The following is a 26,028-nucleotide window of genomic DNA, read 5'->3' as shown; positions in this document are numbered from 1 at the left end:
TGCCGACGGCGACCGTGGATCAGGGGGGAGGGGGTGACGGACATGACGGCACGGACCCGCGAGAGCGAGCCGCGGCACACCGAGGGCCCGGCCCGGACCGCCGATGCCGGCCGCCTGCTGCGCTGCGCGGCGGTCTTCCTGCCCGGCCCGGTGCCCAGGGACGGCCGCATCGCCTTCTGGGACCCGCTCGGGGACGCCGGACCGTGGCACGACGACGGCGAGCAGGGGCGGAGCGGGACGCACTTCGGGTACGCGGAGACCCCCCGCAGTCCCGACTCCGTCCCGTGCACCACCGCCCGGCTCACGGTTGTCCGGCCGGACCCGGCGGCGGGCCCCGGGAGCGTCCGCGCCGTCGCGGCGCCCGCGGCGCTGTTGTCCGTGGCCGACGCGCTCCCCCTGCTCGTCCGGGCCCGCCATCAGGCCTCCGCCCATCCCGCCACCCGCTGCTGGGGCGCGGCCGCCCTGCACGCCCTTCAGCTCGTCGCCCGCGGCAGGCTCCTTCCCGGACTCACGGCGGCCGGTCACGACGCGTGGCGGGCGGGTCCGAGGGACGCCGAGGACGTCGCGCATCTGCGGGCGGTCGCCGCCGCCCTGCCGCCCGAGGGGCACGCGGCACCCGTCCCCGGTTCCGAGCCGCCCCGGCTCCCCGACCCCCAGGCGCTGATCGGAGCGTTCCTGGACGCCGTCGCCGACACCCTGCCGCGCACCCCCGCCGCCGCGTTCGCGATGGGCGCGCCGTTCGCCGCCCACGAGCCCCAGCGTCTGCCCCATGCCGCGGCCTGGGCCGTGGAGGTCGCCTCGGGCCTGGACGCGGGCGTGCGGGTCTCGCTGCGCCTGGACCTCTCCGCGTACGAGCTGTTCGACACCGCCGACACCTACGAGGTCACGGCCGCCCGCGAGGAGACGGAGACCGGCGGAGGAGCCGCGCCGCCGGAGCACCCGGACGACCCGGCGGCCCGGCACGCCGCCGCTGCCGTCGTCCAGGTCCACAGCCTCGCCGACCCGACCTACGTGGTGGACGCGGCCGCCCTGTGGAACGGCGCGGCGGGCGAGCCGTTCGGGCCGCGTGCCCGGGTCGACGCGGTGCTGGCGCTGCGCCGCGCCGCCCGCGTCTGGGCCCCGCTGGAACGACTGCTGGGGCAGCCCGCCCCCGATGTGCTCGCGATCACCGAGGACGAGCTGTACGAGCTGCTGAGCGACGCGGGATCCCGGCTGGCCGCCGCCGGGGTCGAGGTGCACTGGCCGCGCGACCTGGCCCGCTCCCTCACCGCGACCGCCGTCGTGCGGCCCGCGCCCGGATCGGCCACCGACGGCACGTCCTTCTTCGACGCCGAGCACCTCTTCGCCTTCGACTGGCAGCTGTCCCTGGGGGAGGAGCGGCTGACCGAGGCCGAGATGGACACCCTGGCCGAGGCCCACCGCCCGGTGGTTCGGCTGCGTGACCAGTGGGTGGTCGTCGACCCCGCGCTCGTACGCAGGGCGCGCAAGCGGGAGCTGGGGCTCCTGGATCCGGTGGACGCGCTCGCCGTCGCCCTCACCGGCAGTGCGGAGGTGGACGGCGAGCGGGTGGACGCCGTCCCCGCCGGGGCGCTGGCCGCCCTCCGTACGAGGATCCTCACCCAGGACACCACGATCGCGCCGCCGCCCGGCCTCGACGCGACGCTGCGCGACTACCAACTGCGCGGTCTGGCCTGGCTGGACCGGATGACCTCGCTCGGGCTCGGCGGCTGCCTCGCCGACGACATGGGCCTCGGCAAGACGATCACCCTCATCGCCCTCCATCTGCACCGGGCGCACCCCTCGCCCACCCTGGTGGTCTGCCCCGCCTCCCTCCTCGGCAACTGGCACCGCGAGATCAACCGCTTCGCCCCCGGCGTCCCCGTGCGCCGCTTCCACGGCACGGACCGCACCCTGAGCGACCCGGACGGCGGCTTCGTCCTCACCACCTACGGCACCATGCGCTCCAGCGCTCCCCAGTTGGCCGAGCAGAGCTGGGGCCTGGTCGTCGCCGACGAGGCGCAGCACGTCAAGAATCCGCACTCCTCCACGGCCAAGGCGCTGCGCACCATCCCCGCCCCGGCCCGGGTCGCCCTCACCGGCACCCCCGTCGAGAACAACCTCTCCGAGCTCTGGGCGCTCCTCGACTGGACCACACCCGGACTGCTGGGCCCGCTCAAGGCGTTCCGGGCCCGGCACGCCCGGATCGTGGAGAACACCGGCACCGCCGCGGGCCTGGGCAACGAGGAGGCGGTGGAGCGGCTGTCCCGGCTGGTGCGGCCCTTCCTCCTGCGGCGCAAGAAGTCCGACCCCGGCATCGCCCCCGAGCTGCCGCCCAAGACGGAGACCGACCACCCCGTCTCCCTCACCCGTGAGCAGGCCACGCTCTACGAGGCGGCCGTCCGCGAGACGATGGCGCGGATCGAGGCGGCGGAGGGCATCGCCCGCCGGGGTCTCGTCATGAAGCTGCTGACCTCGCTCAAGCAGATCTGCAACCACCCCGCCCAGTATCTGAAGGAGGAGCCGACCCGGCTCACGGGCCGTTCCGGCAAGCTCGCCCTCCTCGACGAACTGCTCGACACGATCCTGTCCGAGGACGGCTCGGTCCTGATCTTCACGCAGTACGTGGCGATGGCGAAGCTCCTCTCCGCGCACCTCGCCTCCCGAGCGATCCCCTCCCAGCTCCTCCACGGCGGTACGGCGGTGGCCGAGCGGGAGCGGATGGTGGACCGCTTCCAGTCCGCCGAGGTCCCCGTCTTCCTGCTCTCCCTCAAGGCGGCCGGCACCGGGCTGAACCTGACCCGCGCCGCCCATGTCGTCCACTTCGACCGCTGGTGGAACCCCGCCGTGGAGGAGCAGGCCACCGACCGGGCGTACCGCATCGGCCAGACCCAGCCCGTGCAGGTCCACCGGATCATCGCGGAGGGCACGGTGGAGGACCGGATCGCCGAGCTGCTGGAGTCCAAACGGGTCCTGGCCGACGCGGTGCTCGGCAGCGGCGAGAGCGCCCTGACCGAGCTCAGCGACCGTGACCTGGCCGACCTCGTATCGCTGCGGAGGCCCGCATGAGCCCCCGCCCGACCACCGGCCCGGCCGCCCGGAGATCGGCACCCCGTGTCCGGCCCGGACCGGACGATCTGCGGCGCACCTTCGAGGCGGTGCCCGCCCGCATCTCCGCCGAGGGCGAGCCCTTCGCGGGCAGCTGGTGGGGCCGGGCCTGGGTGGACGCGCTGGAGTCGCTGTCGATGGACGAGGCCCGCCTCGCCCGCGGCCGCGCGTACGCCGACGACGGCCAGGTCGCCGCGATCACCGTCACCCCCGGGCGGGTCGTCGCCTACGTGCACGGCAGCCGGGCCCGCCCCTACCGCGCCGAGCTGCGGCTGCGCACCTTCACCGACCCCGGCTGGGAGACCCTGCTCGACGCGGTCGCCGCCCACCCCGGCCACCTGTCCGCGCTGCTGGCCAAGGAGATGCCGCACTCCCTGGCCCACACCGCCGAGGAGGCCGGTGTCCGGCTGCTGCCCGCCGCCGACGACCTCGACCCCAGCTGTACCTGCCCCGACCACGGGCGGCCCTGCAAGCACGTCGCCGCCCTCTGCTTCCAGACGGCCCTGCTCCTCGACGGCGACCCGTTCGTCCTGCTGCTGATGCGGGGCCGGGGCGAGCGCGAGCTGCTGGACGAGCTCGGCCGGCGCAACGCCGAACACTCCGCCCGCGAGCGCCCCGCCGCTCCCGCCGTCCCGACGGTCGGGGCCCCGGAGGCCTTCGCGGCCCGCTTCCTGCCGCCGCTCCCGGCACCCCTGCCCGTACCGCCGCACCCCGGCCAGCCACCGTCGTATCCCGATCTGCCCGGCGCCCGTGACCCGTTGGGCCTGGACCACCTCGCCACCGACGCCGCCGCCCGCGCCCACGCACTGCTGACCACGGGCCGTGATCCGCTGGCCGGGCTCACCCCGTGGCAGGACGCGGTCCGCCTCGCCGCCGCACGGCCGACCGCCGGGCTCACCGCCACCACCCGCGCGCTCTACCGGGAGCTGGCCTACGCCACCGGCCGCACCACCACCGACCTCGCCCGCGCCGTCGCCGCCTGGCGGCAGGGCGACGCCGAGGGCCTCGCGGTCCTGGAGACGCCCTGGGACCCGCCGGCCGGCCCCTTCGACCGGGCCAGGCCCGCGCTCGCCGCCGCCGGCTATCCGCGCTTCACCCCCTCGCGCAACCACCTCACCCACCCGGACGGTTCGCTCCAGCTCCGCCTCGGCCACGACCACCGGTGGTACGGCTACGAATCCGACCCCGGCGCCGACGACTGGTGGCCGCGCGCCGCCCCGGACCCCGATCCGGTGGCCGCCCTGGAGGCCCTGCTGGCCGGCGACTCCGTCCCCGACGCCTCCGGGACCGACGCCCCGTCGTACGTACGATAAAACCCCTGGCCAGGGGAGACTCGCCCCTGTTAGCGTCCACGACGTGGCGAAACTCAATCAGATCATCGCAGTGGAGAAGGGCGTCAAGTCCAAGGCACACCAGGACCTGACGGCGGCTCATCACGGCCTCCAGAAGGCCGGACTGCTGGCCGGGATCTCCCGGACCTACCAGCCCAAGGACGAGGAGGGCGAACAGCTTCCGCCCGAGTCGACGCTCGTCCAGGTCAAGGCCGAGGACGTGCTGCGGGACACCGCGGTCACCCTGACCCGGCTCTTCGATGTGACCGCCACGAAGGACTGGGCGAACTGCTCGGCCAGGGCCGATGTCAAGGTCGACGGGCGGGTGCTGGTGAGCGAGGTGCCGGTGTCGTATCTGCTCTTCCTCGAGAAGCAGCTGACCGACCTCAACACCTTCGTCCGCAAGCTGCCCGTGCTGGATGCCGCCGAGGCCTGGGTGCAGGACCCCTCGACCGACGCCTGGAAGACCGAGCCGGTCCGCACGGTCCGCACGAAGAAGGTGCCCCGCAACCACGTGAAGGCGGAGGCCACCGAGAAGCACCCGGCGCAGGTCGAGGTGTACTACGAGGACATCCCGATCGGGTACTGGACGACGGTCAAGTTCTCCGGGGCGCTGCCCGCGCGGCGCGTCAACGAACTGCTGGACCGGATCGAGAAGCTCCAGCAGGCCGTGAAGTTCGCCCGCGAGGAGGCCAACGGCGCAGAGGTCACCGACCAGCGGGTGGGTGATGCGGTATTCGGTTACCTCTTCGGGTGACCGACCATGGATTCCCCGGCCGCCGACTTCTCGGGGGCCGGGGTGCGCGAGGAGCGCAAGCTGAAACTGAGGCTTGTCGTGAAGGCGCGGTTCCAGTGGAGGTTCGACTCCTCCCTCCGGCACGGGCCGGAGTAGCCCAAGCAGGCAGAGGCAGACCGCCGTCAATCTCAGACTATTGCTCCAGACTCAGCATTCGCCGCCGATCGCCGGATCGAACGGGCCCGGGCCCGCGCGCGTCGAAATGCCGGTTCAAGTCCGGCCCGCAGAGCTCCGATCTGCGGTGGTCCAAAGGCAGGACGCGACGACATCAGACTGACCCGGATCCTTAAACGTGCCGGCGTGCCCGATGGGCGGCACACTCAGGGCCCGGAGGCCGGCTACGCCTCCGGGCCCGCTCCCGTCCCCGGGGAGCGGCGGAGACCCGGAGCCGACCACAGGGGCGCGGGACCCGCAGGGCACAATGCAGGACGTGCGAGACGTAGACGAGCAAGGTGCCGGGGACGCGCAGGGCACAGCCGCCCGGCTGCGGGCGATCTGTGACGAGGTGTCGGAACGCTTCTACGAGCGGGCCGACGTGGTGCGCACGCTCGTGGTGGCGTTGCTGGCCGGACAGCACTCGCTGGTGCTCGGCCCGCCCGGAACGGCGAAGTCCGAGATCGCCCGGGAGCTCACCGGCAGGGTCGAGGGGGCTGCCTACTGGGAGATCCTCCTGTCGAAGTTCACCGCGCCGACGAGAATGTTCGGTCCCGTCGACGTCGCCGCGCTGGCCCGCGGGGAGTACCGCCAGGTGTACGAGGGCCGCGCCACGACCGCGCACGTCGCCTTCATCGACGAGATCTTCAAGTGCTCCACGGCGGCGCTGAACGAGACCCTGGGCTACCTCAACGAGCGGATTTACCACCCCGAGAGCGGCGGCGAGCCGATTCGCTGCCCGCTGATCGGCGCCATCACGGCGAGCAACGAACTGCCGACCGGGGAGGACACGGCCGCGATCTACGACCGGCTGCTGGTGCGGATCGAGGTCGGATACCTGGCGGACCCGTCGAACTTCGCCGCGCTGGTCCGCTCCGCCGTCAGCCGCCCGGCGGCCCCGGTCCGTACCACCGTCGAACTGGCCGCGTTGCAGCACGCGGTGACCGGATCCGTCCCGGCCGTGGACGTCCCCGACGCCATCGTGGACGCCGTGTGCGCACTGCGGGCGGCCCTGCGCCGCAAGGAGCTCGTCGCCTCCGACCGCCGCTGGCGGCAGGCGGTGCGGCTGCTCCAGGCGTCCGCGTACCTCGACGGCCGCCCGACGGTCGCCGCGACCGACCTGACCGTGCTCACCCACGTGCTGTGGGACTCCCCGGCGCAGCGCCCCACCGTCGAGCGGGAGGTGCTGCACCTGGTCAACCCCGACGCCAAGGAGGCGCTCGACCTGGCCGACGCCCTCGACGAGCTGGAGGCTCAACTCGACGCCATGGCGGGGCAGTCCCGCGAGGCGCTCAGCGACTGGGTCATCAAGAAGGCCCACAACAAGCTCGCCACGGCGGGCAAGCGGCTGGAGAAGCTGCGTGCCGAGGCGGCGGGCGCCGGCCGCTCCACCGCCGCCATCGACCGGGTCACCGGCCGTCAGCGCGCCGTCCGCGCCCGTGTCCTCACCGAGGCGCTCGGCATGGACGCGAGCATGGTCCAGGACCGGCTCTGAACACCGGGAGGAACAGCGGCGCAGGCAGGGCGCCGGCCGCGCTCGACGCGCTCGCGGGCCGGGCCCGGACGTGGCTGGGCCACTCCACGGCCGAGCGGAGCGCGGGGGCCGTCGTCGCGGACCGGTTCGAACGGTTCACCTGGCGCGACACCTGCGAGCAGTCCGAAGGACTGCGCGAGCTGGCCCAGGCACTGGGCGAGCGTCACGACCACGCCGCCGACCTCCTGGCCGACGTGTTCCTGGCCGCCTACAAGGTCGGCCTCCGACTGCGCGAGCGTACGGAGATGGAACCCTCGCGGCTGGTCAACCACCAGATCGTCACCGCACTGGTGGAGTCACCGGACTTCGCCGCACTGCGCCGGGAAACCGTCGGCGACCCCTACGCCGCCGCCATGGCCGTCCTCGCCCAGTCCGGCGCCCTCCGCGGGATGCTGGAGCGCGCGCAGGACGCCCAGGGGCGGGCCGAGCGAGCGGCGAAAGCCCTCCAGGACGCCGACAGCGCTGCGACCACCGTGGCCGAGGCGCTCCAGCGCGCCGCCGAGGAGGCCGACGAGGACGGCGGCGTACCCGCATCGACCGCCGCCGCCGTCCACCGGGCGATCGAGGCCGCCGAGGCGACCGGAACCGCCGCGCGGCTGGCCGCCCGGGCTGCCGAGCAGGGCGCCGCCGCCGTCCCCGGCCTCCGCACCGCCGCGCACCACGCGGCGGCGAAGGCCGCCGAGGCCGTCGAGGAGGAGGCCGTGCTGATGCGGGCCTGGGGTGTGGGCCCCGGCGAGCTGGAGCGGATGCCGTACGCGCGTCGCGCCCGGCTCGCCGAGCGGCTGCGCGCCGGCCGTCTCGCCCGGTGGGCCGAACTGATCGGCCGCTTCCGGCAGATGGCCGACGGGGAGCGGGCCCGCAAGGTGGAGAGCACCGCCGGGGAGCTGGTCGGCGTCACGCTCGGCGACGACCTCTCCCGCCTGATCCCCTCCGAACTGGCCAACCTCGGCCTGCCCGGGCTGCGTGCCGTCTTCGCCGCGCGGTACGCCGCCGGGGAGCTGATGCTCTACGACAGCCGGGGCGAGCAGCCGACGGGGCGGGGCGCCGTCATCGCCTGCGTGGACACCTCCCACTCGATGTACGCGGCGGGGCCCGGAGGAGTCACGCGGGAGGCGTGGTCCAAGGCGTGCGCCCTGGCGCTGCTGGACCAGGCCCGCCATGCCGGGCGCGACTTCGTCGGCATCCTGTTCTCCGCCGAGGACAGGATCCAGGTCTTCCGCTTCCCGGCCGGCCGGTCCGCCGGCGTCGAGCGGGTGCTCGACTTCGCGGAGACCTTCCTCGGCGGCGGCACCAGCTACCAGTCGCCCCTGACCGCGGCCCGCGAACTTCTGGAGGAGGAGTTCGACGACGCCGCCACCACGCGCGGCGACATCGTGATGATCACCGATGACGAATGCGGCGTCCCCGAGGAGTGGATGCGTGGCTGGAACGAGGCCAGGCGGGCGCTGGGCTTCCGCGTCTTCGGCCTCGCCGTCGGCGCCCCGGGGGCCGCCGAGGCCGGTTCGGTCCTGGACGCGCTGTGCGACAACCTCCGCTCCATCGAGGACCTCACCGACGTCCACGCCGCCGCGGATCTCTTCCGGCTCATCTGACCCCCGGCCGGATCCGCTTCACCCGACCCCGGCCGGACGGGGCGCGCGCATCACTGCCGGTACCCGCTCAGGAAGCGGCCGATGCGGCTGATCGCCGCGTCGAGGTCGTCGGCGTACGGGAGGGTGAGGATGCGGAAGTGGTCCGGGCGCGGCCAGCTGAAGCCGGTGCCCTGCACCACCTGGATCTTCTCCCGCAACAGCAGGTCCAGCACGAACTTCTCGTCGTCGACGATGTGGTGCACCTTCGGATCGATGCGCGGGAAGGCGTACAGAGCGCCCTTCGGCTTCACGCACGAGACGCCGGGGATCTCGTTCAGCCGCTCCCAGGCCCGGTCGCGCTGCTCGTGCAGCCGCCCGCCGGGCGCGACCAGCTCCCGGATGGACTGCCGTCCGCCGAGCGCGGCCTGAATGGCGTACTGGGCCGGGGCGTTGGGGCAGAGGCGCATGGAGGCCAGCATGGTGAGGCCCTCCAGGTAGTTGCGGGCGTGCTGCCGCGGACCGGAGACCACCATCCAGCCGGACCGGAAGCCGGCCACCCGGTACGTCTTCGACAGGCCGCTGAAGGTGAGGCAGACCAGGTCGGGGGCGAGGACCGCCGCGCTGTGGTGCTCGGCCCCGTCGTACAGGATCTGGTCGTAGATCTCGTCGGCGAACACCATCAGCCCGTGCCGCCTGGCCAGATCGAGGATGCCTTCGAGGATCGCGCGCGGATAGACCGCGCCGGTGGGGTTGTTCGGGTTGATGATCACGACGGCCCTGGTCCGGTCGGTGATCTTCGCGGCCATGTCGGCGAGATCCGGATTCCAGTCGGACTCCTCGTCGCAGACGTAGTGCACGGCCTTGCCGCCCGCGAGCGTGGTCACCGCCGTCCACAGCGGGAAGTCCGGGGCCGGGATCAGCACCTCGTCGCCGTCCTCCAGCAGCGCCTGCACCGCCATGGAGATCAGCTCGGAGACCCCGTTGCCGAGGAACACGTCGTCCACGTCGACCTCGGTCAGGCCCATGGCCTGGTAACGCTGGACCACCGCCCGCCGGGCCGAGAGGACGCCGCGCGAATCGGTGTAGCCGTGCGCCCGCGGCAGCATCCGGATCATGTCCTGGACGATCTCCTCGGGAGCCTCGAAACCGAAGAGCGCGGGATTGCCCGTGTTGAGCCGGAGCACGCTGTGGCCCGCCTCCTCCAGGGCGTTGGCGTGTTCGATGACCGGGCCCCGGATCTCGTAGCAGACCTCGTTGAGCTTGCTGGACTGCCGGAACTCCATGCGCTGCCTCCCGAGCCGAATTGCGATACTTGGTTTTACCAAGCTTCAGCTTGGAAAGTCCAACAACATGTCTAGACTGCGTCGCATGCCACGTCAGCAGCAGCCAGCAGCACGCCCCGCCCGTCGCCGGAGCTACGACCAGTTCGACGCCACCGCCCGCGCCCTCGACTCCGTCGGCGACCGGTGGACGCTGCTGATCGTCCGTGAACTGCTGGGCGGGCCGCGCCGGTACACGGACCTGCACGCCGACCTGCCCGGCGTCAGCACGGATGTGCTGGCCTCCCGGCTCAAGGACATGGAACAGACCGGACTCGCCCTGCGCCGCAAGCTGCCGCCCCCGTCGGCGGCGTCGGTCTACGAGCTGACCGCCCGCGGCCGCGGCCTGCTGCCCGTCCTCGCGGCCCTCGCCGAGTGGGGGTCGCCCGCCCTCGCCGAGCGCCGCCCCACGGACGCGGTGCGGGCCCACTGGTTCGCCCTGCCCCTGCTCGGCGCCCTCGCCGGGCTCACCCGCGAGGGCGTCCTCGAGGTCCGGCTGGAGGAGGGCGAGTTCCACCTCCGTGTCGGTGGGGGAGCGGGGACCGCGCTCACGGCCGCCGAAGCGGTCGCCGCGGTGTACGGCTACGGCCCCGCCGACCGCCCCGACGCCCGGATCGTCCTGGACGCCGAGGTGTGTCTGGAGCTCGCGCGGGGTGGGGCGACCCTCGCGGAGGCGGTGAAGGACGGCCGCGTCGAGGTGCTCGGCGAAGGCCCGCTCGCCGCCGAACTGCGGGGCGCCTGAACCTCCCGCGCGGGCGGCCGGACCTCCCTCACCCGAGCGTCCCCTCCGCCGGTGCGGCGATGATGGGTCCGTGCGACTCGAAGCGATCACCCGGGAACGGCTGGCCGGCGAACTGGCCCGCTACGCCGACGGGCTGTCCGCCGCCGACGGCGGGCCCTGGCTCGCACTCGGCATCGACGGAGCGCCGGCCGCCCGCACCCGCGAGAGCGCCGAACGCCTCGCGCGGGAGCTGCGGCTGCTCGGCCGTGCGGTGCTCGTCGTCTCCACCGAGGGCTTCCTGCGCCCGGCGAGCCTGCGCTTCGAGTACGGGAAGCGGGACCCGGACGCGTACGCCGACAGCTGGTACGACACCGGGGCGCTGTGGCGCGAGGTGTTCGGGCCGCTGGAGACCGGCGGCTCCGGCCGCGTGCTGCCCGATCTGTGGGACCCCGTGACCGACCGGGCCACCCGTAGCCCGTACCACTCCCTGCCCGAGGGCGGGGTGGTCGTCGTGCACGGCCCGTTCCTGCTGGGGCACTGGTTCCCGTTCGCGCTCAGCGTCCATGTGCGGCTGTCCCCGGGGGCGCTGCGGCGACGCACGGCGGAGCCGGAACGCTGGACCCTGCCCGCGTTCGCCCGGTACGAGGACGAGGTGGCGCCCTCGGACCGCGCGGACGTGGTGGTCCGGGCGGACGACCCGGCGCACCCCGCCTGGTCGGGGCTGCCCGGTAGCGGGTGAACGGGGCCCTCTCCGGGAGCGCCCGTCACCGGACCGGCGGCGGCCGGGGGCTCCGGACCGGCGGCCGGCCGCCCACCGTGGCCACGGCCACCGCCCCCGCCCGGCAGCCCTCGGCCGCCGCGGTCAGGTCGTCGGCCCCGGCCAGCAGCGCCGCGAGGAACCCGCCGGTGAACGCGTCGCCCGCCCCCGTCGAGTCGACCGGCTCGCGTACCGGCGGGGCGGGGGCGCGGCCGACGACCTCGCCCCCCGCGGCCACCACTGCCCCCCGTGCGCCCAGGGTGACGACGACGCGCGGGAACCACCGGCTCAACTCGGCCGCCGCGGCCTCCGGTCCCGGGAGCCCGGTGAGCAGGCGGGCCTCGTCCGCGTTCGGCAGCAGCAGCTCCGCACCCTCCGCGAACTCCAGGAAGCGCTGGGGCCCCAGCTCGCCGAGGAACCCGGCCGACGCCGGGTCCACGCTCACCGGAACTCCCCGCTCCACGGCGGCACGCAGGGCGACGAGGGCGGCGCCCCGGCTCACCGCGGCGAACAGGAGATAGCCGGAGAGGTGCAGCCGCCCGACACCGTCGAGCATCGTGGGTACGAAGTCCTCGCCGGTGAGCCGCAGCACCGCCCCGCCGTCGGTCAGGAACGTACGCTCCGCCGCCGCGTCGACCAGGGCGATGACGGTCGCCGTCGGGAACGCGTCGTCCACCGCCAGGAACGCCCGGACCCCCGCCCTCTCCAGCTCCCCCCGATGCCAGCCGGCCGAGTCCGCCCCCGCCCTGGCCAGCAGCCGCACGTCCGTGCATCCCGAACGCACCGCCCAACAGGCGACGTTGGCCCCGGCGCCGCCCGGCAGCGTGCGGATCCGGGCCGCCGTGTCCGTACCGTGGGCGAGCGCCGATCCGTACCGCGCCACCACGTCCGTGACCACGTCCCCCACCACCAGAAGCCCACCGCCCACCGCCGGACGGTTCACCGGGCGCCCGCCGCCGCGACGGCGATCCGCGCCGCGAGCGTCACGTTCCCGCGGACGGCCGCCAGGTTCGCCTCCAGCGACGCGCCCCCGGTGCGCCGCATCAGCTGGTCCAGCAGGAACGGCGTCACGCCCTGCCCCGAGACGCCCCGCTCCCGGCACGCGTCCAACGCCTCCGCCAGCACCCGGTCGTGCAGTGCCGGGTCCAACTGATCCTGGGCCGCCACGGGGTTGGCGACGATCAGCGCGGCCGGCGGGCCGCCCAGCGCCTCCTTCGCCCGGATCACCTCCACCACCTCCTCCGGGCTGCGCACCGTCCAGTCGACGGGTTCGCCGGAGCTGCTCAGGTAGAAGCCGGGGAAGTGCCCGGTGCCGTAGCCGACGACACAGACGCCGAGGGTCTCCAGCCGCTGGAGGGTCGCCGGGACGTCGAGGATCGACTTCACTCCCGCGCAGACCACGGTGATCCCGGTGTGGGCGAGCAGCCGCAGATCGGCCGACTCGTCCTGGTTCTCGGCCCACCCCCGGTGTACGCCGCCGAGCCCGCCCGTCGCGAAGACGCCGAGGCCCGCCCGCCCCGCCAGGAACGCCGTCGCGGACACCGTCGTCGCCCCGCTCGCCCCGGCGGCGAGCGCCGGGGCGAGATCGCGGTGCCCGAGCTTGCGTACCGCCGGGTCCCCGGCGACCCGCTCCAACTGGTCCGCTCCCAGGCCGACATGGGCCCGCCCGTCCAGAACGGCGATGGTGGCCGGGACGGCGCCGACGGACCGGACGAGCCCTTCCAGCTCCCGGGCCACGGACAGATTGCGGGGGCGCGGCAGACCGTGCGCGATGATCGTCGACTCCAGCGCCACGACGGGCAGACCGGCGCTCAGAGCGTCCCGCACCTCCGCCGAGAGCACGAATTCGTAGGCGTTCGACCCGAGGTTCCCGCGCGGAGCGGGACGCTGGTCCGGTGGATTCTGAGGCAGCATGCCCCATCCCTGTCGCGGCCGGGAGGGACGCAAACCACGGACGGACCTCCTGGGGCGGGTCCTGGCCGCTGGGTGGCCGGAAGCGGTCGCTAAGGTGACCGGCCATGACGACAAACGACCAGGCCCCCGCCTCCTTCGCCGTGCACATCCCGGACGCCGAACTCGTACCGGAACCTCTCGATCCGGCGCAGATCGTCTCGGGCGATCCCGTGGTGACGGGCAAGGTGCTGGGGGAATCGGCCGACGGCAGGCAGCTCCGGGGGATCTGGCAGATCACCCCCGGGGTGGTCACAGACACCGAGGCGAACGAGCTGTTCGTGGTCGTGAGCGGACGGGCGACGGTCGCGGTCGAGGGCGGGGCGACACTGGAGATCGGCCCGGGAGACGCCTGCGTCCTGCGCGAGGGCGACCGGACGACCTGGACCGTCCACGAGACGCTCCGCAAGGCGTACCACATCAGCCTCTGAGGGCTGTGGCTGATAACTACGGTCGCGCCGACGGCGGTTGCGGTAGTCGTGGCGATTGCCCCCGGTCGCCCGCGGTTGCCCCCGGTTGCCCGCGGTTGCCCGCGGTTGCGGCCGTGGACGCGGTCCGGTGACGTGTCAGCCGCTGACCGCTCTTGGCCGCCGCAGGCTCCGGCGCAGGGCGAGCGCGGCGACCGGCAGCAGCAGCGCGGCGCCGATCGCGTTGAGGAGGCCGTACCCCCACTGGGCGACGATCACCCCGGCCGCCGCCCCACCGACCGCCGCCGCCGCGTTCATCGTCAGGTCCGACAGCCCCTGCACCGCGGCCTGGGCCGACTGCGGCACGGCGTCCGTGAGCAGCGCCGAACCGGCGATCATCCCCGCCGACCAGCCGAGGCCCAGCAGGAACAGGCCCGCGGCGGTCTGCCCGTGCCGGGGCCCGGCGGTGCCCGCCAGCAGCGCGGCGCAGCTCAGCAGGCCGACGGCCAGGCCGATCACGGCCAGCCGTCCGAACCGGTCGGCCAGCCACCCCATCACCGGGGAGAACGCGTACATGCCCGCGATGTGCCCGCTGATCACGAGCCCGATCAGCTGGAGACCGGCGCCGTGCCGGCCCAGATCGACCGGGGTCATGACCATGATCGACACCATGGCGGTGTGCGACACGGTGACCGTCAGCAGGGCGAGCCTCGCCATCGGCGACTCCCGGACAGCCTCGATCCCGGCGCGCAGTGAGCGTTTCGGCGCCCCTGTCGGGCCCTCCGGAGCCAGGGCGCGGGCGGTGAGGAGCGGATCCGGGCGCAGTGCCAGCGCCACGACCGCTCCGGCGAGCAGGAACACGGCGGCCGAGCACAGATACGGCCCGGCGGCCTCGGGCACCGGCGTACCGCGGAACAGCCGGCTCGCCGGGGCCGAGATGTTGGGGCCCACGACCGAGCCGATCGTGGTGGCCCAGACGACGGTGGAGATCGCCCGCCCCCGCCGCTCCGGTCCCACCAGGTCGGCCGCCGCGAACCGGGCCTGGAGACCGGCCAGGGATCCCGCACCGAACGCGGCCATGCCGAGCAGCAGCAGCGGGAAGCTGGGCAGCACCGTGGCGAGGACCACCAGGCCGCCGCCCAGCGCACCGATCAGATAGGCGAGCGCCAGGCCGGACCTGCGCCCCCGGGCGTTCATCAGGGCGGCGAGCGGCAGCGACAGCAGCGCCGTGCCGACGACGGACGCGGTCGGAGCCAGGCCGGACAACGCCTCCGACCCGCTCACGTCGGCGGCCAGCATCGGGGCCAGGGCGATGCCGACAGCCACGCCGAGGCCGCCGAGTATCTGGCTGATGACGAGCACGGCCGACGTCCGACGCCGGAGGGCCGGCAGACCGGCGGCCGTGACCTGGGGGAGGGAGAGGGGTCGTGTCACCGGCGCAGTGTGTCACCGCCCGGGCGGTGCCGTGCACCCGGACGGGTGAACGGACCCAGACGGCGATCGACCGGACGCTCCCCGGCGATATGCGGCCATCCGGGGGAACAGCGGCCTCCGCCAGCTCTTCCGAGCGGCGATCACCGCTGACGTCGAAGCACAACGGCCCCACAGCATCCGGAGCACAAGTCGCCCCACAGTCTCCGGAGCACAAGTGGCACCCACACGGTGGAACAGCGCTCGCCGCGGGCCCTAGAACAGCGGCTGCGGCAGGACCCCCTCCAGCGCCAGCAGCCGCCGCTTGGTCTCCAGACCGCCGCCGAACCCGCCCAGGCCTCCGTCGCTCTCCACCACCCGGTGACACGGCACCACCACCGGCAGCGGGTTGGCCCCCATGGCCGCGCCCACCGCCTGCGCCCCCTCCGGACGGCCGACCCGCGCGGCCAGCTCCCCGTATCCGACGACCGTCCCGTAGGGCACCCCGGACGCCAGCTCGCGGAGCACCTCACGGTGGAACCCGGAGGTGAGCGACCAGTCCAGATCGAGGTCAAAATCCTGCCGCTCGCCCGCGAAGTACGCGGCGAGCGCGCGTATGGGCCCGGCGAGCCGCGCGGAGCCGGGCGCCTCCACCGGCTCCGCGCCGAACCGGGTCCGCAACCGGTCGAGGACCGCGTCCCGCACGGCGGGGCGGGCGTGGAAGGACACACTCACCAGACCGGCCCCGGTCGCGGCCAGCAGCAGCGGGCCGATGTCGCTGTCCACGACGGTCCACTCGACGGCCGGTTCGGCGCCGGACCGGTAGCTGTTCATGCCGACCACCGTACGACCCGCCACTGACAGCGGCGGGCCCGTCGGCGGAAACCGACGGGCCCGCCCCCCGCCGCGTCAGCTCGTCGCGTCGCGCACCACGTCGGGGAAGTTGGTGATGATGCCGTCCACCCCGTAGTCACGGGCCTTCACCGCGTCCGCCGCCTTGTTGACCGTCCACGTGTTCACCCGCAGGCGCTTGCCGTGCGCGCCCTTGAGCCCCTGGACCGCCGCCACGTAGTCGGCGCCGATCGTCGCGTACGAGGGGTTGATCTGATCGGTGAACGCCGCGTACGAGGGCAGGTCCGCCACCGCGGGTGTGCCCAGGAAGCCGGTCGTGATGTCGGGGCGCAGGCTGTGCACCTTCTTCACGCTGTCGGCGCCGAAGCTCTGGATGACCAGCCGGCTCCGTACGTGGGAGCGGTCCAGCCACCCCGACCGCCCCAGGACCCGGATGATGTCCCGCTCGATGCCCGGGTAGGTCGCCGGGCTCTTGATCTCCAGCAGCAGCTTCTGCCGGTTGCGCTCCATGCGGTGCAGGAACTGGGTGAGCGTCGGCACCCGGGCCCCGGTGAACCGCGCTCCGAACCAGCTGCCCGCGTCGAGTTTCGCCAGCTCCGCCGCGGTGAAGTCCTTCACCGCCCACGGCGCCCGGTCGGGGAAGACCTGCTCGGCGTCCGTCGTGCGCTTGAGGTCGGTGTCGTGCAGCACGACGAGCACGCCGTCGCGGGTGCGGTGGACGTCGTTCTCGACCCATTCGATGCCGAGCGCGTCGGCGGCGTCGACGGCGGCGAGGGTGTTCTCCGGCGCGTAGCCCGACGCCCCCCGGTGGGCCACGACGACCGGGGCGTCCTGCCCCTGCCGCTCCGGAGCCTCGGGCCGGTCGGCGGGCAGCAGCAGGGCGCCGGCGCCGAGCAGGGCGGCGGCCGTGGTGGAGGCGGTGGCGGTGCGGACGAACACGGGGACTCCTCACGTCGGGAGTGTGCGGACACGCAGAGAGTGACAGCGGCCCGCCAACGCCCGGCGGGGCGGCGATGGCCGCGAAATGAACGGAACCTTCGATCCCGGGGCCACCGCTGGAGCATGGCCCGCGGCCGTGCCGATAAAATGTGCTTTCTTTGTCTGCCCGCCGGGACTCGCCCCTTGGGGGATCCTCCTCGACCCCGGGCTTTTCGAAGGGCGTGCGCGCATGCAAGGAACAGTCGACGGATTCACCTACGGCCTGGTGACTCCGGTCGCGGCTTTCCTCATGGCTGCCCTGGGAGCCGCCCTCGGACTCCGCTGCACCACCCGGTCCTTTCACGCGGCACGCTCCTGGCGGGCCGGCTGGCTGGCGCTGGGGTCGCTGTCCATCGGCTCCGGGGTATGGACCATGCACTTCGTCGCGATGACGGGCTTCACCGTCCAGGAGACCCCGATCTCCTACGACAAACCCCTCACCTTCGCAGGCCTGGCCATCGCCGTGGTGATGGTCGGCATCGGCATCTTCATTGTCGGCTACCGGGGCGCGACCCGCATGGCGTTGATCACGGGAGGCACCATCACCGGCCTCGGCATCGCCTCGATGCACTATCTCGGCATGGCGGGCATGCGCATGGAGGCTCGGTTCGCGTACGACACGCCCCTCGTCGTCCTCTCCGTGCTGATCGCCGGAATCGCCGCCACGGGCGCCCTGTGGGCCGCCGTCACCCTTCGGGGCGCCCGCTCCGGCCTCGGCGCGAGCATCCTGATGGCCGTCGCGGTGACCGGGATGCACTACACCGGCATGGCCGCGCTCGACGTGCATCTCCACCTGCCGCCCACCCTGCCCTCCGACCTGTCCGACGTCCTGCCCGGCGACCGGCCCGCCGAGATGATCGGCCCGATGCTGGCTGGACCCGGCTGCTTCCTGCTCCTCGCCGCCGTGGTGCTGATGTTCGACCCCAAGGCCGTGACGGGGGAGCCCGGTCCGGGCCCGGGGGGCCGGCAGCGCCCGCGGAGCATCGCCCGGGAGGGGGCGGGAGGGGTCCGGTACCGCTGATCCGGGGCCGTTGTCAGTGGCGGGCCGTACGGTGGATGCATGCGGCCCGTTTCCAAGATCGAACGTTCGGTGGCGCCCTTCGAGGTCGTCAGTCCCTACCAGCCCAGCGGCGACCAGCCGACGGCCATCGCCGAGCTGGAGCGGCGCATCCGCGCGGACGAGAAGGACGTCGTCCTGCTCGGCGCGACCGGCACCGGCAAGTCGGCGACCACCGCCTGGATGATCGAGAGGCTGCAGCGCCCCACCCTGGTGATGGCGCCGAACAAGACTCTCGCCGCCCAGCTGGCCAACGAGTTCCGCGAGCTCCTCCCGAACAACGCGGTGGAGTATTTCGTCTCGTACTACGACTACTACCAGCCCGAGGCGTACGTCCCGCAGTCGGACACCTACATCGAGAAGGACTCCTCCATCAACGAGGAGGTCGAGCGGCTGCGCCACTCGGCGACCAATTCGCTGCTCACCCGGCGCGACGTCGTCGTGGTCGCCTCCGTCTCCTGCATCTACGGCCTCGGCACGCCCCAGGAGTACGTGGACCGCATGGTCCGGCTCAAGGTCGGCGAGGAGATCGACCGCGACCAGCTGCTGCGCCGTTTCGTCGAGATGCAGTACAGCCGTAACGACCTGGCGTTCACCCGCGGCACCTTCCGTGTCCGGGGCGACACCATCGAGATCTTCCCGGTCTACGAGGAGCTCGCCGTTCGGATCGAGATGTTCGGCGACGAGATCGAGGCCCTGTCCACGCTGCACCCGCTGACCGGCGAGATCATCAGCGAGGACCCCATGGTCCACGTCTTCCCCGCCAGCCACTATGTCGCCGGGCCCGAGCGTCTGCAGAAGGCCGTCAGCGGCATCGAGCAGGAGCTGGAGCAGCGCCTGGCCGAGCTGGAGAAGCAGGGCAAGATGCTGGAGGCCCAGCGACTGCGCATGCGCACCACGTACGACATCGAGATGCTCCACCAGATCGGCACCTGCTCCGGCGTCGAGAACTACTCGATGCACTTCGACGACCGCGCGCCCGGCACCGCCCCCAACACCCTCCTCGACTACTTCCCGGACGACTTCCTGCTCGTCCTGGACGAGTCCCACGTCACGGTCCCGCAGATCGGCGCGATGTACGAGGGGGACGCCTCCCGCAAGCGGACCCTCGTCGATCACGGCTTCCGGCTGCCGTCCGCGATGGACAACCGGCCGCTGAAGTGGGAGGAGTTCCTGAAGCGGATCGACCAGACGGTGTACCTCTCCGCCACTCCGGGGAAGTACGAGCTGTCGCGCGGCGACGGTTTCGTCGAGCAGATCATCCGCCCCACCGGCCTCATCGACCCCGAGGTCGTGGTCAAGCCCACCGAGGGCCAGATCGACGACCTGGTCCACGAGATCCGCGAGCGCGTCGAGCGCGACGAGCGGGTCCTGGTCACCACGCTCACCAAGAAGATGTCGGAGGACCTCACCGACTACTTCCTGGAGCTCGGCATCCAGGTCCGCTACCTGCACAGCGACGTCGACACCCTGCGCCGTATCGAGCTGCTGCGCGAGCTGCGCTCCGGCGAGTACGACGTGCTGGTCGGCATCAACCTCCTGCGCGAGGGCCTCGACCTTCCCGAGGTGTCCCTCGTGGCCATCCTCGACGCCGACAAGCAGGGCTTCCTGCGCTCCGGCACCTCGCTCATCCAGACCATCGGCCGCGCCGCCCGTAACGTCTCCGGCCAGGTCCACATGTACGCCGACAAGATCACTCCGGCCATGGCGCAGGCGATCGACGAGACGAACCGCCGCCGCGAGAAGCAGGTCGCGTACAACACCGAGCGAGGCCTCGACCCGCAGCCGCTGCGCAAGAAGATCAACGACATCGTCGCGACCATCGCCCGCGAGGAGGTCGACACCGAGCAACTGCTCGGTACCGGCTACCGGCAGGGCAAGGAGGCCAAGGCGCCGGTGCCCGCGCTCGGTGGCAAGGCGGCCAAGGGCGGGGCGAAGGGCAGGGCGGCCTCGCCGGGCGCGGTGCTCAGCGACCGGCCCGCCACCGAACTGGCCGGGATCATCGAGGAGATGACCGAGCGGATGCGGGCCGCGGCCGCGGACCTGCAGTTCGAGGTGGCCGCCCGGCTGCGCGACGAGGTCGGTGAGCTGAAGAAGGAACTGCGCCAGATGAAGGAGGCGGGCCTCGCCTGATCCCGGTGCCCCGGCGGGCCGGGGATCGCCGCTGACGCGCGCCGGTCCCGCGCCTGTTCCGGCGCGGTTTCCGGTGCGACTCCGGTGGGGTTTCCGATGCGCCGGGCAGGCCGCGCGGGGTGTGTTGCAAGAGCGACACAAAAACGGGTCGAGCCTCCTGTCGCCCGGGGGGGAATGCGTAGGGTGCGGGAAACCGCACACGGATGGTTGCGGGGCAATGCCGAGAGGGGACAGCGCGTGACGGTCAATATGACCAAGGGTCAGGCCATCAGCCTGCAGAAGAGCGACGGGGGGACCCTGACCGCGGTACGGATGGGGCTCGGCTGGCAGGCGGCTCCGCGCCGTGGCCTGTTCGGTTCGCGCACCCGCGAGGTCGACCTGGACGCCTCGGCGGTGCTCTTCGCCGACAAGCAGCCGGTCGACGTCGTGTTCTTCCGCCACCTCGTCAGCGATGACGGCTCGGTCAAGCACACCGGTGACAACCTGGTCGGCGGCGCCGGCTCCGGCGGCGACGACGAGGCGATCCTCGTCGACCTCCAGCGCGTTCCGGTCCACATCGACCAGATCGTCTTCACGGTGAACTCCTTCACCGGGCAGACGTTTCAGGAGGTTCAGAACGCCTTCTGCCGCATCGTCGACGAGACCAACGGCCAGGAGCTCGCCCGGTACACGCTCGACGGCGGCGGCCAGTACACCGCCCAGATCATGGCGAAGGTGCACCGCGCGGGCAGCGGATGGCAGATGACGGCCCTCGGGAACCCGGCCAACGGCCGCACCTTCCAGGACCTGATGCCGTCGATCCTCCCGCACCTGTAGGACCCGCACCGGTCCGGCACGGCCCGCACCGTAACGGCCAGGAGCAGCTCCCGGAGGCACCCGCCGCCGGGAGCTGTCCCACGCGGCGGCACCCACCGGCGACAGGGCACACACTCCCGTACACGGCCGCGCACGTAGACGCCGGGCACGGAACACACGCACCCGGCCGGGCACCGTACACAGGCACCCGGCCCTGCACGGAACAGCAGAAACACGGCACCGCACGGCACCGCGCCCCTCGACGCGCGGGCCATCGTCGAGGGGGACAGGGCAATGACGGCCGAACTGGTCCGGGGGCAGAACCACACCTTGCCCCAGACTCGTCTGGAGATCCGGGTATCGGCGGGCGCGCCCGTCGTGGCCGGAGCCACCCTCGGCGACGAACGGGGCACGGTGCGCGGCGTCGAGTGGATCGCCCACCCCGGCTCTCCTCAGCTCCCCGGTCTTGAGGTCTCCCAGCAGGCGGTGGCCGATCACCGCCTCGCCGTCGACCTGGAGGCCCTGCCCGCCGGCGCCCACCGGGTCACCGTGTTGCTCGCGCTTCCCCTCGGAGCGGGCGGCCCGGCGCGGTTCGGCGCCGTCCCCGCCCCCTTCGTCGCCGTCACCGGGCTCGACGGCACCGAGATCGCCACCTTCACGCTCACCGGCCTGGACGTCGAGTCCGCGGTCAGCGCCCTGGAGCTGTACCGCCGCCAGGACGCCTGGAAGGTCCGCGCCGTGGGACAGGGGTACGCCGGCGGGCTCGCCGAGATGCTCGCCGACCAGGGCGTGGCCGAGGCCACCGGACTGGCCGCATCCATTCAGGAGGCCGTCACCCGGGGCATGGCACGCGCGGTGGCGCCGCCGCCCCGTACCCAGGAAGGCGACCGCGTACGGGACGCGACGGGCTCCGCGGGCCACACCTCGCCCACGCCGCCCCCGGCCCAGGAGCCCCCCGAGCCGCTGACCGACCCGGCCACCACCCCAGAGCCGCACACCGCCGCCGGCCCGGCCGCCGCGGGACCCGCCGACGGCCCCGTCAACTACGCGCACCCGCGGCGGCAGCACGCCGCGCCCCCGCCGCCCCCGCCCACCACGCCTCCGGCCCAGCCCGGACAGGCCCCGCAGCCGGTCGCCGGGGACGCCACCGGCTGGTCGATGGACGAGCGCCTCTACAACCAGATCTGGGGCATGTTCGAGGATCTGGCCCGCGCCGTCGCCGCCTACCGCAGCGCCGTGGACTTCGCCGAGTCCCGCATGGACCAGGAAGTCGACCGGTCCCTGTCCGACCCGCGCAACCGGATCGGGGGCGCGGGGGACCGTGCCCGCGAGGGGGCCCGCGCCAAGCGCGACGAGCTGACCTCCCGGGCCCGGGAGGCACTCGACCGCGATCTGGCTCAGCTGGCCGCCGAGGCGGCCGTCGTCGAGCCCGCCCTCCCGGCCGCGTACGCGGGCTGGGGCAACCCCGTCTGGCACGCCCACCGCGTCCCGATGGAGATGCCGATGGCCCTGCGGATCGGCGACCTCCACCTTCCCGAGCGCCCCGACCTGCGCGTACCGCTGCTCGTCCGGCTGCCGCTGGAGCGCGGGATCTGGGTGGACAGCGGACGGACGGCGTCCGAGGCGGCCGCCCCGATGGACACGGACCGGCTGCGCCGGCTGGCCATGGAGACCGCGGTCGCCCACGCGGCGCGGCTGCTCGCGGTGTATCCGCCCGGTGAGTTCTCGGTGCACGTCATCGACCCGGCGGGCGCCGCGGCCGGCCCGCTAGCGCCGCTGGTCGGGGCGGGCGTCCTCGCCGGACCGCCCGCCGCCGGACCCGGGGGAGTGGCCTCGGTCCTCGCCCACCTCACCCGGCGGGTGGACCTGGTGCAGATGGCGGTGCGGGCGGGTGCGTCCGATGCGCTCCCGCCCGATCTGGACACCGGCGAACAGCTCCTGGTGGTCAACGACTTCCCGCACGGCTTCGACGACCGGGCCGTCACCCAGCTCCGCTATCTCGCCGACGAGGGCCCCGCGGTCGGGGTGCACCTCCTGATGGTCGCGGACCGGGAGGAGGCCAGTGCGTACGGGCCGGTGCTCGACCCGCTGTGGCGTTCGCTCCTGCGGATCACCCCGGTAGCCGACACCCACCTCGCCGATCCGTGGGTCGGGCATGCCTGGACGTACGAACCGTTGACGGTCCCGCCGGGCAGCCGCGTCCTGGAACAGGTGCTCGCGGCGGTGGCAGCGGCTCGCCGAGGGGCCGGCAGCTGATCGAGCAGAAGGCCTCGACCTGCGCTTTTGACGATTCCTTTACCCTTTTCTTTACCTACGCTTGGTGATGCCTGTACTGTTCGGGGAACGGAGGGGAGTACTCCTTACGCGACGTCCCGTCAATACGGACCGTTTAACGGTCCCGGGGCGCCGGTCCTTGCAGGCGCAGCGCGCGCAAGGGTGGAAGAGACCTCCGGCAGCGACGACGCTGATAAGTAGCCGTAGCGAACTGCCGGAGGCGCAGTGGACGTTTCATGGACCGTATGGGTCCTGACCATCGTTGGTCTGTCAACCCTGATCGCCGTCGACTTCTTCATCGGGCGCAAGCCCCATGACGTGTCGACCAAGGAAGCCGGAATCTGGACGATCGTCTGGATCGTGCTGGCCGTGCTCTTCGGAGCCGGACTCGCGGTCCTCGGCGAGGGCAAGGCCTCCGGCGAGTTCTTCGCCGGATTCATCACCGAGAAGTCGCTGAGCGTCGACAACCTCTTCGTCTTCGTCCTGATCATGGCGAAGTTCGCGGTGCCCTCGCAGCTCCAGCAGCGCGTGCTGCTGATCGGTGTTCTGATCGCCCTGGTGCTCCGCGCGATCTTCATCGCCGCCGGCGCCGCCGTGATCGCGAACTTCTCGTGGGTGTTCTACATCTTCGGCGCGTTCCTGATCTACACCGCCTGGAAGCTCATCCAGGAGGCGCGGGCCGACGAGGACGATGACGACTGGGAGGAGAACCGCCTCCTGAAGTCGATCGAGCACCGCTTCGGTGTCGCCGACAAGTACCACGGCACGAAGCTCTTCATCCGGAACAACGGCAAGCGCGTGATGACCCCGCTGATGGTGGTCATGCTCGCCATCGGCATGACCGACGTGCTGTTCGCGGTGGACTCGATCCCGGCGATCTTCGGCCTGACCCAGGACCCGTACATCGTCTTCACGGCCAACGCGTTCGCCCTGATGGGTCTGCGTCAGCTGTACTTCCTCATCGGCGGTCTGCTGAAGAAGCTGGTCCACCTCAGCTACGGCCTGTCGGTGATCCTCGGCTTCATCGGCGTCAAGCTGGTGCTGCACGCCCTGCACGAGAGCGGCGTGCACGTGCCCGTCGTCTCCATCCCGTTCTCCCTCGCCGTCATCGGCGGTGTCCTGGTGATCACCACGATCACCAGCCTCATCGCCAGCAAGAAGATGGCGGCGGCCGAGGCGGCGAAGGACGGGAAGCCGGAGACCGCCGGACCGTCCGACGAGGAGAGCAAGAGCATCAAGAGCTGACCCGGGGCCGCCCCGGGCGGCACAGGGACACACCGGCAGCGGCCGGGGCGGTGCGGCGAAAGCCGTCCGCCCCGGCCGCTGCTGTGTACGCGTACGAGGGACACGCGCCGGAGAGGCGCGCGCGGTCTACCAGCCGCGGGCGCGCCACTCGGGCAGTCGGGGCCGCTCGTCGCCGAGCGTCGTGTCGTGCCCGTGGCCCGGATAGACCCACGTCTCGTCGGGCAGCCGGTCGAACAGCTTCGTCTCGACGTCGTTCAGCAGGCTCGCGAACGCCTCGGCGTTCTTGTTCGTGTTCCCCACCCCGCCGGGGAAGAGGCAGTCCCCGGTGAACAGGTGCGGGGCGCCGTGCGGGTCGTCGTAGACCAGGGCGATGGAGCCCGGGGTGTGACCGACCAGATGGCGGGCGGTCAGCTCGACCCGGCCGACGGTGATCGTGTCGCCGTCCCCGACCAGGACGTCGGTCGGGACCGGGATGCCCTCGGCGTCGTAGCGGCCCGCGTACGTCCGGGCGCCGGTGGCCCCGACCACCTGGGGCAGCGCCTGCCAGTGGTCCCCGTGCCGGTGCGTGGTGACGACGGAGGCGATTCCGTCGTCACCGATCAGCGCCAGCAGGGTCTCCGGCTCGGCGGCCGCGTCGATCAGCAGCTGCTCGCCGGTCGCCCGGCAGCGCAGCAGATAGGCGTTGTTGTTCATCTCGCCGACGGCGACCTTGGAGATCATCAGATCCGTCAGTTCGTGCACGCTCGCCGGTCCGCCGACCTTCACCGCTCCGCTGTACGTCATACGGCTCAGCCTATAGCGGGGGCAGTGCGGGCAGAGGGCCCCCGGCCGCGGTGAGAGCGGTGCCGTCACGGCGGCCGGAGAGCCAGCCCAGCAGCTCGGCGGCGGGCCCCTGCACCGTCACCAGGGCACTCGGCGGGCCGCCGCCGGTGCTCCAGGTGCGGCCGTCCAGGTCGGTCAGCGCCGTGGCGGGCACCTCCTCGTTGCCCAGGAAGCGCTCGGTCAGGAAGGCGATCTCCCGCGAGACGAACTCCGCGGGCAGGTCCTCCAGCTCGTAGCCGACGTCCAGGTCGACGTGGTGCAGCTCCACCTCGACCCAGCGCCGGAAGGGCACCCGGGCCGCGGAGTCCGTCACCCCGTTGCGCAGGGTGACCGTACGGGACCAGTCGGCGGGTTCGGCGGCGACCGCCAGGAAGCCGTCCGCGCTCTCCCGCAGGTCGGTCAGCTGCTCGGCCGCCGGGCGGGGGGCGCCGTCGGCGATGTCGGTGTCCCGGGTTTCGCTGCTCGCGTACATCGGGAGTCCCCGGAGAACATTTCCGATCGCGTCGGCGTTACGTGACAGGTGGGCCAGAACATGGCCCCGACTCCATCCGGGCAGCCGTGACGGCTCCGCGACAGCGGCGTTGTCCAGTTTGCCGACTGCGTCGAGCAGTCGTTCGGTCGCTTCGCGTACAGCTCCCAGGTCGTGCGCATGATCAATCATGCGGCCGAGCCTAGCTCTGCCACTCATTCGGGTGAAGGAGTCCGAGGGTGGCCGTAAATCGAATGTGCGTGCTATACGCTCGGAATCGAAAGCTTCTTACACCGCTGTGGCACCCCCCATACCCTGGGAGAGGGGCTCAGTTCCCCGCTTCCCTCTA

22 protein-coding genes are annotated in these 26,028 nt (G+C 72.8%); 14 read left to right on the top strand and 8 right to left on the bottom strand.

Features of this window, described 5'->3' with window-relative positions; translation table 11 throughout:
* Window positions 1–42: 42 nt before the first annotated feature.
* The 6 genes from ACH4RG_RS11750 to ACH4RG_RS11725 all read left to right on the top strand — a co-directional run bounded on the left by ACH4RG_RS11750 (window position 43) and on the right by ACH4RG_RS11725 (window position 8,511).
* Window positions 43–3,066: an SNF2-related protein gene (locus tag ACH4RG_RS11750; protein WP_398539444.1), complete on the top strand. Its 3,024-nt coding sequence runs from the start codon at window positions 43–45 to the stop codon at window positions 3,064–3,066.
* On the top strand, window positions 3,063–4,418 hold the full coding sequence (locus tag ACH4RG_RS11745; RefSeq protein WP_398539443.1) for an SWIM zinc finger family protein: 1,356 nt from the start codon (window positions 3,063–3,065) through the stop codon (window positions 4,416–4,418). Before ACH4RG_RS11750 ends, ACH4RG_RS11745 begins: the two co-directional genes overlap by 4 nt.
* A 43-nt stretch (window positions 4,419–4,461) precedes the next feature.
* On the top strand, window positions 4,462–5,193 hold the full coding sequence (locus ACH4RG_RS11740) for a hypothetical protein (protein ID WP_397916273.1): 732 nt from the start codon (window positions 4,462–4,464) through the stop codon (window positions 5,191–5,193).
* A gap of 6 nt (window positions 5,194–5,199) precedes the next feature.
* Entirely contained in the window at window positions 5,200–5,328 is a 129-nt protein-coding gene (locus ACH4RG_RS11735; protein WP_397916272.1) for a hypothetical protein, read from the top strand.
* A gap of 325 nt (window positions 5,329–5,653) precedes the next feature.
* A complete protein-coding gene (locus ACH4RG_RS11730; protein WP_397930109.1) occupies window positions 5,654–6,880 on the top strand; it encodes an AAA family ATPase in 1,227 nt (408 codons plus the stop codon).
* 233 nt (window positions 6,881–7,113) lie between these two features.
* On the top strand, window positions 7,114–8,511 hold the full coding sequence (locus tag ACH4RG_RS11725) for a VWA domain-containing protein (RefSeq protein ID WP_398539442.1): 1,398 nt from the start codon (window positions 7,114–7,116) through the stop codon (window positions 8,509–8,511).
* A 50-nt stretch (window positions 8,512–8,561) separates the two neighbouring features.
* On the opposite strand, the gene ACH4RG_RS11720 is transcribed toward ACH4RG_RS11725, so the two are convergent.
* A complete protein-coding gene (locus tag ACH4RG_RS11720) occupies window positions 8,562–9,773 on the bottom strand; it encodes a pyridoxal phosphate-dependent aminotransferase (RefSeq protein ID WP_398539441.1) in 1,212 nt (403 codons plus the stop codon).
* A gap of 85 nt (window positions 9,774–9,858) precedes the next feature.
* On the opposite strand from ACH4RG_RS11720, the gene ACH4RG_RS11715 reads away from it, so the two are divergent.
* Together ACH4RG_RS11715 and ACH4RG_RS11710 are read left to right on the top strand one after the other, a co-directional pair.
* The gene (locus ACH4RG_RS11715) at window positions 9,859–10,551 is read left to right on the top strand and encodes a winged helix-turn-helix transcriptional regulator (protein ID WP_397916268.1); all 693 of its coding nucleotides are present in this window, start codon (window positions 9,859–9,861) and stop codon (window positions 10,549–10,551) included.
* A 70-nt stretch (window positions 10,552–10,621) separates the two neighbouring features.
* Window positions 10,622–11,269 (top strand): uridine kinase, encoded by a 648-nt coding sequence (locus ACH4RG_RS11710; RefSeq protein ID WP_398539440.1) that lies wholly within the window; start codon window positions 10,622–10,624, stop codon window positions 11,267–11,269.
* Between the two features lie 25 nt (window positions 11,270–11,294).
* Here the strand turns inward: ACH4RG_RS11710 and ACH4RG_RS11705 are convergent, their stop codons facing one another.
* Both ACH4RG_RS11705 and ACH4RG_RS11700 read right to left on the bottom strand, forming a co-directional pair.
* Entirely contained in the window at window positions 11,295–12,215 is a 921-nt protein-coding gene (locus tag ACH4RG_RS11705) for a carbohydrate kinase family protein (RefSeq protein WP_398539439.1), read from the bottom strand.
* Between the two features lie 11 nt (window positions 12,216–12,226).
* The gene (locus ACH4RG_RS11700) at window positions 12,227–13,198 is read right to left on the bottom strand and encodes a pseudouridine-5'-phosphate glycosidase (protein ID WP_398539774.1); all 972 of its coding nucleotides are present in this window, start codon (window positions 13,196–13,198) and stop codon (window positions 12,227–12,229) included.
* 107 nt (window positions 13,199–13,305) lie between these two features.
* Between ACH4RG_RS11700 and ACH4RG_RS11695 the strand changes: the two genes are divergently transcribed.
* Window positions 13,306–13,668: a cupin domain-containing protein gene (locus ACH4RG_RS11695; RefSeq protein ID WP_397916265.1), complete on the top strand. Its 363-nt coding sequence runs from the start codon at window positions 13,306–13,308 to the stop codon at window positions 13,666–13,668.
* A 135-nt stretch (window positions 13,669–13,803) separates the two neighbouring features.
* Here the strand turns inward: ACH4RG_RS11695 and ACH4RG_RS11690 are convergent, their stop codons facing one another.
* The 3 genes from ACH4RG_RS11690 to ACH4RG_RS11680 all read right to left on the bottom strand — a co-directional run bounded on the left by ACH4RG_RS11690 (window position 13,804) and on the right by ACH4RG_RS11680 (window position 16,845).
* Complete coding sequence (locus ACH4RG_RS11690; RefSeq protein ID WP_397917200.1) at window positions 13,804–15,006, bottom strand: MFS transporter; 1,203 nt, start codon at window positions 15,004–15,006, stop codon at window positions 13,804–13,806.
* Between the two features lie 324 nt (window positions 15,007–15,330).
* Window positions 15,331–15,888 (bottom strand): methylated-DNA--[protein]-cysteine S-methyltransferase, encoded by a 558-nt coding sequence (locus ACH4RG_RS11685; RefSeq protein WP_397916264.1) that lies wholly within the window; start codon window positions 15,886–15,888, stop codon window positions 15,331–15,333.
* Window positions 15,889–15,963: 75 nt separating this feature from the next.
* Window positions 15,964–16,845 carry a glycerophosphodiester phosphodiesterase family protein gene (locus ACH4RG_RS11680; RefSeq protein ID WP_398539438.1) on the bottom strand — a complete coding sequence of 294 codons (882 nt, stop codon included), beginning with the start codon at window positions 16,843–16,845 and terminating at the stop codon, window positions 15,964–15,966.
* Window positions 16,846–17,074: 229 nt separating this feature from the next.
* Here ACH4RG_RS11680 and ACH4RG_RS11675 point away from each other — a divergent pair, with 229 nt between their 5' ends.
* From ACH4RG_RS11675 to ACH4RG_RS11655, 5 genes are all read left to right on the top strand, one after another.
* Window positions 17,075–17,905, top strand: a complete 831-nt coding sequence (locus ACH4RG_RS11675; RefSeq protein ID WP_397916262.1) for an MHYT domain-containing protein — start codon at window positions 17,075–17,077, stop codon at window positions 17,903–17,905.
* A 39-nt stretch (window positions 17,906–17,944) separates the two neighbouring features.
* Window positions 17,945–20,074, top strand: coding sequence for an excinuclease ABC subunit UvrB (gene uvrB, locus ACH4RG_RS11670; RefSeq protein WP_397916261.1), 2,130 nt, complete (start codon window positions 17,945–17,947; stop codon window positions 20,072–20,074).
* Window positions 20,075–20,311: 237 nt separating this feature from the next.
* Complete coding sequence (locus ACH4RG_RS11665) at window positions 20,312–20,890, top strand: TerD family protein (RefSeq protein ID WP_359623216.1); 579 nt, start codon at window positions 20,312–20,314, stop codon at window positions 20,888–20,890.
* 273 nt (window positions 20,891–21,163) lie between these two features.
* Window positions 21,164–23,125: a TerD family protein gene (locus tag ACH4RG_RS11660; RefSeq protein ID WP_398539437.1), complete on the top strand. Its 1,962-nt coding sequence runs from the start codon at window positions 21,164–21,166 to the stop codon at window positions 23,123–23,125.
* Between the two features lie 243 nt (window positions 23,126–23,368).
* Window positions 23,369–24,388, top strand: coding sequence for a TerC family protein (locus ACH4RG_RS11655; RefSeq protein WP_397916259.1), 1,020 nt, complete (start codon window positions 23,369–23,371; stop codon window positions 24,386–24,388).
* A 126-nt stretch (window positions 24,389–24,514) separates the two neighbouring features.
* On the opposite strand, the gene ACH4RG_RS11650 is transcribed toward ACH4RG_RS11655, so the two are convergent.
* Together ACH4RG_RS11650 and ACH4RG_RS11645 are read right to left on the bottom strand one after the other, a co-directional pair.
* A complete protein-coding gene (locus tag ACH4RG_RS11650) occupies window positions 24,515–25,171 on the bottom strand; it encodes an MBL fold metallo-hydrolase (RefSeq protein WP_397916257.1) in 657 nt (218 codons plus the stop codon).
* Window positions 25,172–25,181: 10 nt separating this feature from the next.
* Complete coding sequence (locus ACH4RG_RS11645; protein ID WP_397916256.1) at window positions 25,182–25,871, bottom strand: maleylpyruvate isomerase family mycothiol-dependent enzyme; 690 nt, start codon at window positions 25,869–25,871, stop codon at window positions 25,182–25,184.
* Window positions 25,872–26,028: the final 157 nt, after the last annotated feature.

The sequence above is a fragment of the Streptomyces sp. NPDC021019 genome (genome assembly GCF_044333295.1).
Classification (GTDB): Bacteria; Actinomycetota; Actinomycetes; order Streptomycetales; family Streptomycetaceae; genus Streptomyces.
The sequence above is the reverse complement of the archived record's forward strand: the minus strand, read 5'-3'. Positions and strand labels throughout refer to the sequence as shown.